The following is a 14,111-nucleotide window of genomic DNA, read 5'->3' as shown; positions in this document are numbered from 1 at the left end:
CGGAGTTTTCTTCACGGGCGCATTTCGGCCTGTTGTGGACAGTGAAAGAACGCACTTGCGCTCTTTTCGCGGACGACTATGCCCGGTATAGAGGCCCAGCGCGCCGGTTTGATACCGGCGCCGGAAAAGGTCGGTTTTTTTGAAAACGGTTTTCGTCCTGAACGGTCCCAATCTCAACGCGCTCGGCAAGCGCGAGCCGGGCATCTATGGCGGCAAGACGCTTGCCGCGATCGCCGACGACTGCAAGCAGTTGGGCACGGCGCTCGGGCTCGAGATCGATTTCCGCCAGTCGAACCACGAGGGTGACCTTGTCGACTGGATCCAGGAAGCCGGCGACAAGGCTGCCGGCATCGTCATCAATCCAGGCGCCTACAGCCACACCTCGATCGCCATCCATGACGCCATCCGTTCGGTCGCACCGCTGCCGGTCGCCGAAGTTCACCTTTCCAACATCCATGCGCGGGAATCATTCCGCCACGTCTCCATGGTCGCGCCGGTCGCCGTCGGCATGATCTGTGGCTTTGGGCCGCTCGGCTATACGCTGGCGCTACAGGCGCTGGCCGCACGCCTATGACCGGCCAACAAACAGAAGGCTCGAAAATGTCGATAAAGAAGACCGGTGTTGACCAGCAACTGATCCGCGATCTGGCGGGCATACTGAACGACACCAACCTGACCGAGATCGAGGTCGAACTGGGCGACCTGAAGGTGCGCGTGTCGCGGCAGGCCCCTGCCGTCCATGCGATCGCGGCACCCCAGCCCAACTATGCGCCGGCAGCAGCCCAGCCCGCGGTCGCTGCCGCCCCGGCCACGGTCGACGTGTCGAAGAACGCGGTGGCCTCGCCAATGGTCGGCACCGCCTATCTGGCGCCGTCGCCCGATGCCAAGCCGTTCATCGAGGTCGGCCAGACGGTCAAGGAAGGCCAGACGCTGCTGATCATCGAGGCGATGAAGACGATGAACCAGATCCCCTCGCCGCGCGCCGGCACCGTAACGGCGATCCTGTTCGAGGATGCGACGCCGGTCGAATACGGCATGCCGCTCGTCGTGATCGAGTAGAGCGGGCCGGATGTTCCAGAAGATCCTCATCGCCAATCGCGGCGAAATCGCGCTTCGGGTGCTTCGTGCCTGCAAGGAACTCGGCATCCAGACGGTGGTGGTGCATTCGACCGCCGACGCCGACGCCATGCATGTGCGGCTTGCCGACGAGAGCGTCTGCATTGGCCCGCCGCCATCGCGCGACAGCTATCTCAACATCCATCAGATCGTCGCGGCCTGCGAGATCACCGGCGCCGATGCGGTGCATCCGGGTTATGGCTTCCTGTCCGAGAACGCCAAGTTCGCCGACATACTGGCCGCGCACAACATCACCTTTATCGGCCCGACCGGCGATCATATCCGCGTCATGGGCGACAAGATCGAGGCCAAGCGCACCGCCAAGCGCCTCGGCATCCCGGTGGTGCCCGGGTCCGACGGCGCGGTGACCGAGGAGAAGGAAGCCAAGCGCATTGCCGCCGAAATCGGCTATCCTGTGATCATCAAGGCCTCCGCCGGCGGCGGCGGACGCGGCATGAAGGTCGCGCACACCGAGGCCGACCTCGAGGTCGCTCTGCAGACGGCGCGCTCGGAAGCAGGCGCCGCTTTCGGCGACGATGCTGTCTACATCGAGAAGTATCTGCAGAAGCCGCGCCATATCGAAGTGCAGGTGTTCGGCGACGGCTTTGGCCGCGGCGTGCATTTCGGCGAGCGCGACTGTTCGCTGCAACGGCGCCACCAGAAAGTCTGGGAAGAGGCCAATTCGCCGGCGCTCAACGCCGAGGAACGGGCCCGCATCGGCGGCATCTGCGCCAAGGCCATTGCCGACCTCGGCTATTCCGGCGCCGGCACGATCGAGTTCCTCTACGAGAATGGCGAGTTCTATTTCATCGAGATGAACACACGCCTGCAGGTCGAGCATCCGGTGACGGAAGCAATCACCGGCATCGATCTCGTGCATGAGCAGATCCGTGTCGCTTCCGGCGGCGGGCTTTCCGTCAGGCAGGAAGACATCAAGTTCAATGGCCACGCCATCGAATGCCGCATCAATGCCGAGGATCCGCGCACCTTCACCCCCTCGCCTGGTACCATCACGCATTTCCACACGCCAGGCGGTCTCGGCATCCGCGTCGATTCCGGCGTCTATTCCGGCTACAAGATCCCGCCCTACTACGATAGCCTGATCGGCAAGCTGATCGTGCATGGGCGCAACCGCGTCGAATGCATGATGCGGCTGCGGCGGGCGCTGGATGAATTCGTCGTCGACGGTATCAAGACGACGTTGCCGCTGTTTCGCGATCTGGTCGGCAATGCCGACATCGCCAATGGCGACTATGACATCCACTGGCTGGAAAAATACCTGGCCAAGGAAGAGTAGTTCGGGGACGCGATGACCCGTCCTTACGCGCCCGGCTATCGCATCCCCACCGACCTTCTTCTCAAGGCCTACGCTTCGGGCGTCTTCCCGATGGCCGAAAGCGCCAGCGACCCAGAGGTGTTCTGGGTGCGGCCGGAGACACGCGGCATCATCCCGCTCGAAGGGTTCCACACGCCCAAAAGCCTGAGGAAGACGATCCGCAAAAACCCGTTCGACATCCGTTTCGATTTCGATTTCGAGGCGACGATCGACGGCTGCGCGGAAAAGCGGGAGGAAAGGCGCTCGACCTGGATCAACGCGCCGATCCGCGAGGCCTATGTGCAGTTGCATCGCATGGGCCACTGCCATTCGGTCGAGGCGTGGCATGAGGACAAGTTGGTCGGCGGCCTCTATGGCGTGTCGCTCGGACGAGTGTTCTTCGGCGAAAGCATGTTTTCCAAGGAAACGGATGCGTCGAAAATCTGCCTCGTGCATCTCGTCGAGCGCTTGAAGGCACGCGGCTTCGCGCTGCTCGATACGCAATTCACCACCGAGCATCTCAAGCGCTTCGGCGCGGTCGACGTCCCGCGCGGCAAGTATGAGAAGATGCTGGCTGACGCGCTGAAGGGCGAGGCGATCTTTTTTCCGTAGCGATTGGGCTACTTCGCGGCCGCTGCCTCGATCGGCGTCTGCGAGTGGAACATCATCTTCCAGCCGTTGACGCGATGGACATAGCCGGTGCTGACCAGCGCGGCGTAAGGTTCGCCGTTCTCGCGCGTCGCATGCGCCTCGTAGGTCAGCATGACGATGTCGCTGCCCGGCTCGATTATTCCCTTGAGCTCGATATCGAGATCGCGCCAGCGATTAGGCTTGGTCGCGGTCTTGGCAAGATCGGCATTGTCCATCGCCTTTGCCATTCGCGGAAAGGCCACCAGGCATTCCGTGTCGGCATTGGCCGCGTAATAGGCCGCATCGCCGGTCCAGAAGCCTTTTTCGAGTTCCAGCAGTTCTTTCTTGCTGGCGGTGATTTGCTTGGTGTCCGACATCGAAATATCCTCCGGGCGCGTCGATGCGCGGTCGTCCGTGATCCAACGCATGGTGGCCACGACGGTTCCCAGGGATCAGTTGGCGTCTGATGTGTCCGGTTGCGTGGGATCGGACTGTTCCGCGTCCGGGCTGGCCGCAGGCTTGGCGGCGGCTGGTTTGGTCGCGGCCGGCTTCGAAGCGTCAGCCTTGGTGGCGTCGGCCTTGGTGGCATCTGGCGCCGGCACATCGGACTTCTGTTTGCATTCCTTCAGCCAGACATCATAGACGGCATGCTCGACGGCGTTGAGACCAGGGCTTTCGGCGAACATCCAGCCGGTGAAGATGCGGCGGATCTTGCGGTCGAGCGTGATCTCGTCGACCTCGACGAAGGAATCGGTCTTCGGCTCCTCGTTCTGCGGCCGGGAATAACAGACGCGGGGCGTCACCTGCAAAGCGCCGAACTGCACCGTCTCGTCGATATAGACATCGAAGGTGATGATGCGGCCAGTGATCTTGTCGATGCCGGCGAACTCGGCAACCGGGTTGGCGATGCGATCCGATCCCGCTGGCGGTGCCGGCGCGGGGGCCGCCGGTGCCGGTGCGGGCGACGCTGCAAAGGCCGCGGCGCTGACGGCGAGGCCGGCGGCTAGCGTCAAACCGCCCGTCGATATCCGATTGAAAAAGCTCATATAGGGGTACCGGTGGTTCGCGCCCGGGTGATTCCGTCGATCGCCAAGGCTAGTCGCCGTTTTCTGATCAGCAAGCAGCTAAACACCAATTGTGGCGATAAAGGACCGGCCCGCACTTTGTGCCGTACAAGCCGGGGCCGTTACGACCCTGGCGTCCAGGCGTCATAGTCACCCGTAACCTGCGGGCGATGCTGATTGGTCAGCACCGAGCCCTTCGGGCGGTAGGCCGCTGGCGTGCCGGTCAGATTGGGTTTGTGCGGCTTCTGCCAATCGCGCGGCTTATAGTCTTCGCTGGCCGGAGCGAGATCGACGCGGTGGTGGATCCAGCCATGCCAGCCGGGCGGAATGGCCGAAGCTTCCGAATAGTTGCGGTAGATGACCCAACGGCGGGTGCGGCCTTCCGAATCGATGCCGCCTTCGTAGTAGACATTGCCGACCTCGTCCTGGCCGACCCTCTTGCCGTACCGCCAGGTGTGCAAGCGTGTTCCCAGCGTCTGGCTGTTCCACCAAGTGAAAAACTGCGTCAGGAAAGTCTTCATCTCAGAGCCCTTTGCGCTGGCGGCGCCTGTTTCCTGCTTATGGCGTCAGGCCTTCGGGAAGGCAAGGGTTTTGCCATGGAGAGCGCGCAAATGGCGCGCTGGGGTGCCGACACATGCCTGTGCCCCCAAGAGGCGGCAGGATGCACGCTTGCCAAGCCTTTCCGCTCTTTCTAAAGCTCAGCGCGCCCATGCGGATATCCAATCCGGCCATGGGCCGAAGGAGGTGACGATTGGCCACGAAACTGCCGACCACCGACATTCGCATCGGCGCAGAGCTGATTCGCCGCTGCAAGGGCGGCATCCCGTTGGTCTGCCTGACCGCCTACACCTATCCTGTCGCCCGCCTGCTCGACCCGCATGTCGACCTGCTTCTGGTCGGCGACAGCGTCGCCATGGTCCTGCATGGCCACGAGACAACGCTCGGCGCCTCGCTGGAGATGATGATCGCGCATGGGCAAGCCGTGATGCGCGGCTCGGCCAGGGCCTGCGTGGTCGTCGACATGCCAGCCCGCAGCTACGAGGATACGACGGAGCAGGCCGTGGCCTCGGCGCGGCGCATCGTTGACGAGACCGGCTGCCAGGCGGTGAAGCTTGAAGGCGGCGTCGACATGGCCGGGCAGATCGCGGCAATCGTCGCCGCCGGCATTCCGGTCATGGGTCATATCGGCCTGCTGCCGCAATCGGTGGAGAAGGACGGCGGCTACAAGATCAAGGGCCGCACGGACGAGACTGTCGCGGCGCTGATAGCCGACGCCTTCGCTGTCGAAAAGGCCGGCGCGTTCTCCGTGGTCATCGAAGGCACCATCGAGGCGGTCGCCGCCGACATCACACGCCGCATTGCGATTCCAACCATCGGCATCGGCGCCAGCAGCGACTGCGATGGCCAAATCCTAGTCATCGACGACATGGTCGGGCTGACCGTCGACCGCGTGCCGAAATTCGTCAAGGAATATGCCGATCTGCGCCGCGTAATCGCGCACGCCGCCGAGCGCTACGCAGCAGAGGTGCGAGGCCGGACTTTCCCCGGTGCTGCCCATGTCTTTTCAAGTTCAAAAGCCTTTTCGGGCAAAAGCGGCGGAGATGAAACATGAGCTGTCCCGAGGTCGTCGACAGCGTCGCCGCACTTCGCGCGCAGGTCAGTGACTGGCGGCGCGATGGCCTGCGCGTCGCCATGGTGCCGACCATGGGCGCGTTGCATGAGGGGCACCTCTCCCTGATCAGGATCGCCAGGGAAAAGGCCGAGCGCTGCGTGGTGTCGATCTTCGTCAATCCGACGCAGTTCGCGCCGAGCGAGGATCTCGACAAGTACCCGCGCCATCTGGCCCGCGACCTCGACCTGTTGGCGACGGTCAACGCCGATCTTGCCTTCACGCCGACGGTCGGCGCGATGTATCCCGCCGGCTTTGCCACCAGGATCTCGGTCGGCGGCCCGTCCGCCGGGCTCGAATCGGACTTCCGCCCCACTTTTTTCGAGGGCGTCGCCACCATTGTCGCCAAGCTTTTTCTGCAGGCGACACCTGACTGTGCGGTCTTTGGCGAGAAGGATTACCAGCAGCTTTGCGTCGTCAGGCAGCTCTGCCGCGACCTCGACCTGCCTGTCGAGATTATCGGCGCCCCGACCATACGCGACGGGCATGGCCTGGCCATGTCGTCACGCAACGCCTATCTCGACGAGACCGAACTCGCTGTCGCCCGCCAGCTCAACGTCATCCTGCACAAGACGGCTGCCGCACTGGCGGCAGGCGCGCTCGGAGATGACGCAACTGGGGAAGCCAGCCGCGCGCTCATTGCCGCCGGCTTCCAGAAGGTCGACTATGTCGAGGCCCGCGAAAGCCTGACGCTTGCGCCCTGGCGCCGCGACCGAGCTGGGCGCCTGCTTGCCGCGGCCTGGCTGGGCAAGACGCGGCTGATCGACAATGTGGAAGTTCCCGTTGCCTGATCGGATCGGGCTACGCCACGCCTTGTGCCCTGGCATGTCACCCGTCCGAAATTTCCGGCACGCGCTCACTCTTCCGTCGGCATATGCAGATACATCGACTGGATGCCGACACGGCCCGGACCGGTGAAGCGGTTGACGATGAAATTCATATTGGCGCCGAAGAAGCCGCTCGACAGGCGATCGATCTTGGTTTCCATCCTGACGGAGGCATCCTTGAACAGCCAGCCGCCCGGCTCGATGTCGATGGTCTCGCCGGCGGCAAGCGTCTTTTCAAAGACGTTGCCGTAGCCGTGCAGCCAGACTATGCCGTCGCCGCTATCGCCGCGAAAACGGTCGATGAAGAAGCCGCTCTGGCCGAACAGCATCGTCGCCAGGCCGCGCACACGCTCGAATGTGTATTCGACATTGCCGGTTGCGGCGAGAAACTGGTGTTCGCGCACCTGGATCTCCTCGCCACGCCTGAGATGGATCGGCACGATGTGGCCTGGTCCATCGCGGCTGAAGGCGATGATGCCCGCTCCCGACGCCTCGGTGACGAAGATCTGCATGCCGGCCATCATGCGCTTCAGCGCGCCCTTCAGCGATTTCAAACCGATTGTGATGGTCGAGTTCTTCCACAACAGGATGTGGTGCTCGAAATAGACAGGCATCCGCGTCACATCGACCGAAAGCACGGGCACCAGTTCGCCGGCTATGTGATAGGTGACGCCACCAAAGGTCTCGTCCGACACCTGTGTCGGCATCAGTTCCGGCAGGCTTGGCATGGTTCCCCCCCAGCGCTACCCGGCGTGCCGGTCCATTCCGGCTTCCGCGCGGTCAGCACCGGCAGCTTTGGTGCGGAGCCCTCAGGCCGTCAAACGAAAACGGGCGCATCCAGCGCCGCTCGCGCGAAGGTGATCAAGCGAGGTTCACTTCGAAGGAATCAGCCGGCAAGAGACCGGCGGTAGACCAGTGTCGGCTCGCCCGGGGCACCCGCGTGCCCGCCGACATCGCCGGATCGCACGAAGCCGTTCGCTTCATAGAAGGCGATGGCGCGGGTGTTCCGCGCCCCCACTTCCAGGCGGATGCCGCGGGCTTCCGGAAAACTCTCGATGATCTCGTCGAGCAGCATGCCGCCGATGCCCCTGCCCTGCAGGCCCGGAAGCACGTAGAGCTGTTTCAGGACAACCTCTTCTCCGCCACCAATGCCCTCGGCAAAAGCCGCGCCGCCAATGCGCTTGCCGTCATCGGCGACGAGGAACTCGCTGTTCGGCTTGGTCAGTCTCGTTTTCAGAGACGCAATCGAGTGCCATTCGTCGGTGATTTCGGTAACCCGCCCGGCGCCATAGATCGCGTCGTAGGTGGCGTGCCAGGTTTCAACCAGCAGCGCGCGGATGGCAGCGAGATCGCGTTCGCCGGCGGTGCGGACGAACATGGCCTTACTCGATGCCGAGCTTGGCCTTGACGAGGTCGTTGACCGCCTGCGGATTGGCCTTGCCGCCGGTCGCCTTCATCACCTGGCCGACGAACCAGCCGGCCATGGTCGGCTTGGCGCGCGCCTGTTCGACCTTGTCGGGATTGGCCGCGATCACCTCGTCGACCGCCTTCTCGATGGCGCCGGTGTCCGTGACCTGTTTCATGCCACGGCTTTCGACCAGCGCACGCGGATCGCCGCCTTCGTTCCAGACGATCTCGAACAGGTCCTTGGCGATCTTGCCGGAGATGGTGCCGTCCTTGATCAGGTCGATGACCGCGCCGAGCTGGTCGGGCGAAACCGGCGCATTTTCAATGTCCTTGCCCACCTTGTTCAACTGGCCGAGCAGATCGTTGATGACCCAGTTGGCGGCGAGCTTGCCGTCGCGGCCGGCGGCCACCTTCTCGAAATAATCGGCGACCGGCTTTTCCGACACCAGGATCGAAGCGTCGTAAGTCGAGAGACCCAGCGAGGAGATGAGCCGCGCCTTCTTGTCGTCGGGCAATTCCGGCAGCTCTTTGGCCAAAGCATCGACATAGGCCTGATCGAATTCCAGCGGCAGCAGGTCGGGATCGGGGAAATAGCGGTAATCGTGCGCTTCTTCCTTCGAGCGCATCGAGCGCGTCTCGCCCTTGACCGCATCATACAGCCGCGTTTCCTGATCGATCTTGCCGCCGTCCTCGATAATGGCGATCTGGCGGCGTGCCTCGAAGTCGATGGCCTGGCCGATGAAGCGGATCGAGTTCATGTTCTTGATCTCGCAGCGGGTGCCGAACTCACCACCAGGCCGGCGTACCGAGACGTTGACGTCGGCGCGCAGCGAGCCTTCATCCATGTTGCCGTCGCAGGTGCCGAGATAGCGCATGATGGTGCGCAGCTTGGTGACATAGGCCTTGGCCTCATCGCCGGAACGCAGGTCAGGCTTGGAGACGATTTCCATCAGCGCCACGCCGGAACGGTTGAGGTCGACATAGGACATGGTCGGATGCTGGTCGTGCATCGACTTGCCGGCGTCCTGTTCCAGATGCAGCCTCTCGATGCCGACCTCGATGTCCTCGAACTCGCCCTGCCGGTCCGGTCCGACCGAAACGATTACCGTGCCCTCGCCGACGATCGGCTGCTTGAACTGCGAAATCTGGTAGCCCTGCGGCAGGTCGGGATAAAAGTAGTTCTTCCGGTCGAAAACCGACTTGTGGTTGATCTGCGCCTTCAGCCCGAGACCGGTGCGGATCGCCTGTTTGACGCACTCCTCGTTGATGACAGGCAGCATGCCCGGCATTGCCGCATCGACCAGGCTGACATTGGCGTTGGGGGCCGCACCGAAGGCGGTCGAAGCGCCGGAAAACAATTTTGCTTCCGAGATGACCTGCGCGTGCACCTCGAGACCGATGATGATTTCCCAGTCACCGGTGGCGCCGGGGATCAAGCGTTTTGCATCGGGCGTGCGGGTATCGATGAGGGTCATGGCGGCCTGCAAATTACGATGAGTGAACTCACGTTTGAACGTGACTTTCACGTCTGAAGTGAAAGTCATTCGCTAGTGCAAACCGCCAGAAGAGACAAGCGCAAAGCCGCCGGCTGGCCTTTTCAGCCGCTTTCGCCTATAGGACTCCCATTCCAATGGAGAGTGGATGTCCACTTACGCTCAGTCCCGGTAAGGCCCTCACCTCATAGCGAGGCAGGGCAGAAAACCTGAAACCCCGTGCCGCGAAGCTTCGCGGCGGCGGCATTTTTTGTTTTCCCGGAATGCTCCACATGGATATTTCGCGCACTGAACAGCGCATCCTGCATCTGCTTGCGCAGGGCGGACGCATTGAAATCGAAAAGAACCAGAAGAAACGGATCGCCTCCGTCAAATGCCTGACCCGCGATGGCTGGCACTATCCGGGCGTCGATCTCAAGCTGTTTCGAAAGCTGAAACGCAAAAAGGCGGTTTCGTCGTCGGGCGGCGGTCTTTACCGCATCACCAGGCGCGGGCTCGAACTCGTCCGCTCCGAACTCGACAACCGATAGACTACCGTTCCGGCGGCCGGGTTTCCGGCCCGCGGGCGGGGTGCCGGCCGGGCGGTTCCTTTCACCGCTCAGGCGGTGGCGATGTAGGCCCTGATCTCATCCGCCTCGCGCTCGACATCCTCGATGCGGCGCTTGACCACGTCGCCGATGGAGACGATGCCATCGAGCAGGCCGTCCTTTTCCACCGGCAGATGGCGGAAACGGCCCCTCGTCATGATCTCCATCACCTCGTTGACGGTGTGGTTCTCGTTGCAGATCTTAACCTTCGGCGTCATTGCCGAACGCACGGCGATATCGAGCGCGGCGGCACCTTCCTTGGCGACAACCCGCACGATGTCGCGCTCCGACAGGATGCCGACAATCTTGTGATCGCCATTGGTGATGACCAGCGCGCCGATCTTGTGTTCGGCCAGGATGCGGATGGCTTCGCTGAGCTTTTCATTCGGCCCGAGCGTCAACACGTCGTGGCCCTTTTTTTCCAGAATTGCCTTGACCGTCATGGCGTCCTCCTCTGCTTCGCCTGCCGGTTCCCTGCCCAGACCGGCTTTCACGTAAGAGTGAACATCGTGCGCCGTGATCGGCTGCATTTCAAGTGCGGGGGTCGGTGGTCTCCCAATCCGGCGGCTGCCGTCGCCGATCAAACCAGCGCAGGCCGAAAAAGCCGGCGACGAAGCCGCCAATATGAGCCTCCCAGGCGATCTGACCATCTACTCCAGGCGCAAATCCGAGCAGGCCGGTGGCGAGGTTGATGATCATCCACACGGCAAGGAAGATCACGACACCGCGCGAACGCAAGACAAGCGCGATCGGCAGCACAGGGCCGGCGAAGGCCGCCTTGCCTGCAGAGCGGTCGGTGCGGAAACCGAAACGCGCCGCCGCACCCATCATGCCCGATATGGCGCCGGAGGCGCCGACCAGCGGTGCCTCGCCATAGGGGTGCATGGCCCAGAAGAGGGCCACGGCGGCCAGCCCGGTAATGGCGAAGAACATAGCAAACCAGATCCCGCCGAGGCGATTGGCCAGCGGCGAACCAAAAGCGGCGAGCCAGACCATGTTGACGGCGATATGGGCAAAACCGCCGTGCATGAACGCATAGGTGAAGGGGCGCGTGAACAGAAACCAGTCGAAGCCGTATTGCCCGGTATAGAGGACGGGAATGAAGGCTCCATCGTAGAGCAGCGTCATCTGCTGCGCGTCGTTCAGCACATATTGCTGCAACAGGAAGACGGCCGCGCAAATGCCGATCACCGCCAGCACGATCGGCGGCAGGTTGAACACCGGTTCGCGCACAGGCGGCGGCAGGCTTTCGGCCGGCTCGGCCTCGGTTGGATTTTGCTGTTCGCTCATCTGCAATCGCACTCGGTGCTGTTCGACCTGGCGAGCATCTAGATCACGGCCATTGGAACCGCAAACGGCGAATCGCCCCAGTGCGAATCAAAAAAGAAGCCGTCCAAGGTTTCCCTTGAACGGCCGGTCGAGCCCCCTGCTCCCCTAAAACTCTTGACTGAAGTGCTGCCGATCGTCGCGAAACGACCGCTTCTGGAGTGGTTTTGGTGTGCCACAGGGCCTGCTCGGGGGCAACGTAAACCAGTTGTTAACCTTAACGTCCCCGACCCGTGAACAAGTGTTAACGACGCTGGCACGCTTCCTGCTCCGCAACGCATGTAGGTCATCGGAGGGCGCCCTTCTGTTCACCGATGGGACATCAGACGACAGAATGCGCGGAGCAGCATACCATGAACCAAAACGGATCGATCACGCTGTTCCATTATTGGAACCGCCTGCGTGACGGACGCCCTGCTCCGAAGCGATCGGAAGTCGAGCCAGCCGATATCAAGTCGCTTTTGGCCGACACGTTCATCCTGGAAAGAGACACGCGCGGCCAACCGGTCTTCCGCCTCGCCGGCACCAGGCTCTGCGCCTGTTATGGCCGCGAACTCAAGGGGTTCTCCTTCCCGTCGCTGTGGCGCGAGAAGGATCAGCGTCTGGTCTCACGGCTGATTCACGGGGTTTTCGACCAGAAATCCGTGGTGCTGATCAATTTCGAGGGCTTCAGCCGCAATGGCCGCTCCAACAAGTTCGAATTGCTTGCCTTGCCGCTCGACGGCGGCATCGAGAACCCGCGCTGCCTTGGCGTGATCAGTGCCGCGGAGAAGCCGTTCTGGCTGGGGGCCGACCCGATCACGGACGCAATGATCGATTCGATCCGTGTCATCGATCCGGAGAAAGAGATGCTCAACAACCGTCCGGCGATCGACGTTCCCTCGCTTGTTCCAGCCGAACTCGAGGCGCCCGATACGATCTCGGCGCTTGGCCGGGCGCGCCGCATCCGCCATCTCGTCGTCTTCGACGGTGGACGCGACGAATAGTTGATGATCGTACGGTCTCGCAGGCTCGTTTTTCCCCTTTGTTAACCCGCTTTGTTGTACTTCTGTGATGAAGTTCCTCGCATTGACGCGCGGGAATGCCAAACGGGGTCTAGGCAGTCATGAGGTCAGCGGCGGTCGACTACGCACCGTCCCAAGCTGAAAGGCGTAACTTTCAGCGCGTCCGGGTCAAGATATACGGGCGATTCATGCTGGAAGACCGCACCGAGCACCCTTGCCAGGTTGTCGACATGTCGCCTGGCAATGTCGCGTTCCGCACCGATCGCATCGGCATGCCCGGCGAAAAGGTGATCGCCTATATCGACCATATCGGCCGCATCGAAGGCGTCGTCACGCGCACGCTGCAGGATGGCTTCGCCATGACGGTGATTGCGTCCGACCGCAAGAAGGACAAGCTGGCGGCGCAACTGACCTGGCTCGCCAACAAGCACGAACTCGACCTGCCGGAAGACCGCCGCCACGAGCGCGTCGCGCCGCGCAACCCGACCAGCGTGCTGCAGCTCACCGACGGCCGCCAATACCAGTGCCGGATCATCGACCTGTCGCTGTCGGGCGCCGCGATCGAGATCGACGTCAAGCCGGCGATCGGTGTCCAGGTCATGCTCGGCACCATGCGCGGCCAGATCGTTCGTCATTTCGAGGATGGCGTCGCCATCGAATTCGCCGTCATCCAGCGCCCCGAGACGCTCGATTCCGAATTCAACACGCCACGCGCCTGACCGGATCAAACGGACGTCGCAAGCTAACCGGCCCTGCGTGGCCGGTTTTTTGTTTCCGGCCGGCGGCGATTTGTCCCTTCGCGAGTGGCCGGGCTGGCTTCCAGCAGGCAGGCTGCCTTTCGGGGCATGCGCTCCGATGCCCGCCCGGGCAATCCAAACAATTCAATACTCAAATGATTCAAATTTTATGTTTATTCTATTGGCGTTTTACTTAAAGTCTGCTTCGCGCTTTTGCGTCAAATAAATCCAGCCGTGGCAATGTCTCCTTCGAACGGGGAGACTAGAAAATGAAAAAAACGAGGGGCAAGCTGTTGCTTATGGCAATGGCGATGCAGCTTTCCGCTTGGGGATCAGCATATGCCGCGGGACCGGCCTATATGCACACTGGCGGCCGTACCACACAGCCTGTTGGCCACTATGAATTCTGCCAGCGCATCCCTGGCGAATGCAACGAGAAGACGCCCAAGGGCGCGCCGGTCGACCTGAGCCGCAAGCTCTGGGCGACGATCGTCAGCATCAACAATTCGGTCAACACCCGCATCAAGCCGCGCACCGACATGGAAAACGACGGTGTCGAGGAGTACTGGGCCTATCCCGACAATGGCTATGGCGATTGCGAGGACTATGCGCTGGAGAAGCGCCGCGAACTGATGGAGGCGGGCGTGCCGGCTGGCGATCTCCTGATGACGGTCGCGCGCCAGCCCAATGGCGACGGCCACGCCGTGCTGACCGTGCGCACCAGCCTCGGCGAGTTCATCCTCGACAATCTGGAAACCAGGGTGCTGTCCTGGACGGACACCGACTACACCTATCTCAAACGTCAATCGGCGGAGAATTCCGGCGTTTGGGTGACGATCAATGACGGCCGCTCCGACGCGGTCGCCAGCGTCCGCTAGGACGTAACGAGAAACCCGGTCGAGTCCCCACCCTCCCCCTCCCCCACGCCCGGGTCAA

General features: G+C 62.3%; 18 protein-coding genes. 10 read left to right on the top strand and 8 right to left on the bottom strand.

The window, feature by feature from the left end:
* Positions 1 to 139: 139 nt before the first annotated feature.
* The 4 genes from aroQ to aat are packed head-to-tail and all read left to right on the top strand — an operon-like array spanning position 140 to position 3,043.
* Positions 140 to 574, top strand: coding sequence for a type II 3-dehydroquinate dehydratase (aroQ, locus tag FJV80_RS29135; RefSeq protein ID WP_095770278.1), 435 nt, complete (start codon positions 140 to 142; stop codon positions 572 to 574).
* Positions 575 to 600: 26 nt separating this feature from the next.
* On the top strand, positions 601 to 1,059 hold the full coding sequence (gene accB, locus FJV80_RS29130) for an acetyl-CoA carboxylase biotin carboxyl carrier protein (RefSeq protein WP_095770859.1): 459 nt from the start codon (positions 601 to 603) through the stop codon (positions 1,057 to 1,059).
* A 10-nt stretch (positions 1,060 to 1,069) separates the two neighbouring features.
* Positions 1,070 to 2,413, top strand: coding sequence for an acetyl-CoA carboxylase biotin carboxylase subunit (gene accC, locus FJV80_RS29125; RefSeq protein WP_095791501.1), 1,344 nt, complete (start codon positions 1,070 to 1,072; stop codon positions 2,411 to 2,413).
* 12 nt (positions 2,414 to 2,425) lie between these two features.
* Complete coding sequence (aat, locus tag FJV80_RS29120; protein ID WP_095791502.1) at positions 2,426 to 3,043, top strand: leucyl/phenylalanyl-tRNA--protein transferase; 618 nt, start codon at positions 2,426 to 2,428, stop codon at positions 3,041 to 3,043.
* 8 nt (positions 3,044 to 3,051) lie between these two features.
* Here aat and FJV80_RS29115 read toward each other — a convergent pair whose 3' ends face one another.
* The 3 genes from FJV80_RS29115 to FJV80_RS29105 form a co-directional block, all read right to left on the bottom strand.
* On the bottom strand, positions 3,052 to 3,438 hold the full coding sequence (locus tag FJV80_RS29115; RefSeq protein ID WP_142878074.1) for a hypothetical protein: 387 nt from the start codon (positions 3,436 to 3,438) through the stop codon (positions 3,052 to 3,054).
* Positions 3,439 to 3,513: 75 nt separating this feature from the next.
* The gene (locus FJV80_RS29110) at positions 3,514 to 4,107 is read right to left on the bottom strand and encodes a DUF2155 domain-containing protein (RefSeq protein ID WP_095770281.1); all 594 of its coding nucleotides are present in this window, start codon (positions 4,105 to 4,107) and stop codon (positions 3,514 to 3,516) included.
* 140 nt (positions 4,108 to 4,247) lie between these two features.
* On the bottom strand, positions 4,248 to 4,646 hold the full coding sequence (locus FJV80_RS29105; protein WP_095770282.1) for an NADH:ubiquinone oxidoreductase subunit NDUFA12: 399 nt from the start codon (positions 4,644 to 4,646) through the stop codon (positions 4,248 to 4,250).
* 230 nt (positions 4,647 to 4,876) lie between these two features.
* Here FJV80_RS29105 and panB point away from each other — a divergent pair, with 230 nt between their 5' ends.
* Together panB and panC are read left to right on the top strand one after the other, a co-directional pair.
* On the top strand, positions 4,877 to 5,737 hold the full coding sequence (panB, locus tag FJV80_RS29100; protein ID WP_142878073.1) for a 3-methyl-2-oxobutanoate hydroxymethyltransferase: 861 nt from the start codon (positions 4,877 to 4,879) through the stop codon (positions 5,735 to 5,737).
* Positions 5,734 to 6,585 carry a pantoate--beta-alanine ligase gene (gene panC, locus FJV80_RS29095; RefSeq protein ID WP_095770284.1) on the top strand — a complete coding sequence of 284 codons (852 nt, stop codon included), beginning with the start codon at positions 5,734 to 5,736 and terminating at the stop codon, positions 6,583 to 6,585. Before panB ends, panC begins: the two co-directional genes overlap by 4 nt.
* 65 nt (positions 6,586 to 6,650) lie before the next feature.
* Here panC and FJV80_RS29090 read toward each other — a convergent pair whose 3' ends face one another.
* The 3 genes from FJV80_RS29090 to gatB all read right to left on the bottom strand — a co-directional run bounded on the left by FJV80_RS29090 (position 6,651) and on the right by gatB (position 9,503).
* Positions 6,651 to 7,349 (bottom strand): AIM24 family protein, encoded by a 699-nt coding sequence (locus FJV80_RS29090; RefSeq protein ID WP_142878072.1) that lies wholly within the window; start codon positions 7,347 to 7,349, stop codon positions 6,651 to 6,653.
* Positions 7,350 to 7,507: 158 nt separating this feature from the next.
* Positions 7,508 to 7,999 (bottom strand): GNAT family N-acetyltransferase, encoded by a 492-nt coding sequence (locus tag FJV80_RS29085; RefSeq protein ID WP_142878071.1) that lies wholly within the window; start codon positions 7,997 to 7,999, stop codon positions 7,508 to 7,510.
* Between the two features lie 4 nt (positions 8,000 to 8,003).
* Positions 8,004 to 9,503: an Asp-tRNA(Asn)/Glu-tRNA(Gln) amidotransferase subunit GatB gene (gatB, locus tag FJV80_RS29080; RefSeq protein ID WP_142878070.1), complete on the bottom strand. Its 1,500-nt coding sequence runs from the start codon at positions 9,501 to 9,503 to the stop codon at positions 8,004 to 8,006.
* Between the two features lie 290 nt (positions 9,504 to 9,793).
* Between gatB and FJV80_RS29070 the strand changes: the two genes are divergently transcribed.
* Entirely contained in the window at positions 9,794 to 10,051 is a 258-nt protein-coding gene (locus FJV80_RS29070; RefSeq protein WP_142878069.1) for a YjhX family toxin, read from the top strand.
* Positions 10,052 to 10,119: 68 nt separating this feature from the next.
* On the opposite strand, the gene FJV80_RS29065 is transcribed toward FJV80_RS29070, so the two are convergent.
* Positions 10,120 to 10,551 carry a CBS domain-containing protein gene (locus FJV80_RS29065; RefSeq protein ID WP_010909196.1) on the bottom strand — a complete coding sequence of 144 codons (432 nt, stop codon included), beginning with the start codon at positions 10,549 to 10,551 and terminating at the stop codon, positions 10,120 to 10,122.
* 88 nt (positions 10,552 to 10,639) lie between these two features.
* Entirely contained in the window at positions 10,640 to 11,398 is a 759-nt protein-coding gene (locus tag FJV80_RS29060; protein ID WP_142878068.1) for a rhomboid family intramembrane serine protease, read from the bottom strand.
* A 389-nt stretch (positions 11,399 to 11,787) separates the two neighbouring features.
* Here FJV80_RS29060 and FJV80_RS29055 point away from each other — a divergent pair, with 389 nt between their 5' ends.
* From FJV80_RS29055 to FJV80_RS29045, 3 genes are all read left to right on the top strand, one after another.
* Positions 11,788 to 12,420, top strand: a complete 633-nt coding sequence (locus tag FJV80_RS29055) for a PAS domain-containing protein (protein WP_095791827.1) — start codon at positions 11,788 to 11,790, stop codon at positions 12,418 to 12,420.
* A 119-nt stretch (positions 12,421 to 12,539) separates the two neighbouring features.
* A complete protein-coding gene (locus FJV80_RS29050) occupies positions 12,540 to 13,157 on the top strand; it encodes a PilZ domain-containing protein (RefSeq protein WP_010909193.1) in 618 nt (205 codons plus the stop codon).
* A 287-nt stretch (positions 13,158 to 13,444) separates the two neighbouring features.
* The gene (locus FJV80_RS29045; RefSeq protein ID WP_142878067.1) at positions 13,445 to 14,053 is read left to right on the top strand and encodes a transglutaminase-like cysteine peptidase; all 609 of its coding nucleotides are present in this window, start codon (positions 13,445 to 13,447) and stop codon (positions 14,051 to 14,053) included.
* The last annotated feature ends 58 nt before the right edge of the window (positions 14,054 to 14,111 follow it).

The organism is Mesorhizobium sp. WSM4310, from assembly GCF_007003935.1.
Classification (GTDB): Bacteria; Pseudomonadota; Alphaproteobacteria; order Rhizobiales; family Rhizobiaceae; genus Mesorhizobium.
Note: the sequence above shows the minus strand (reverse complement) of the source record. Positions and strands in the feature narration are given on the sequence as shown.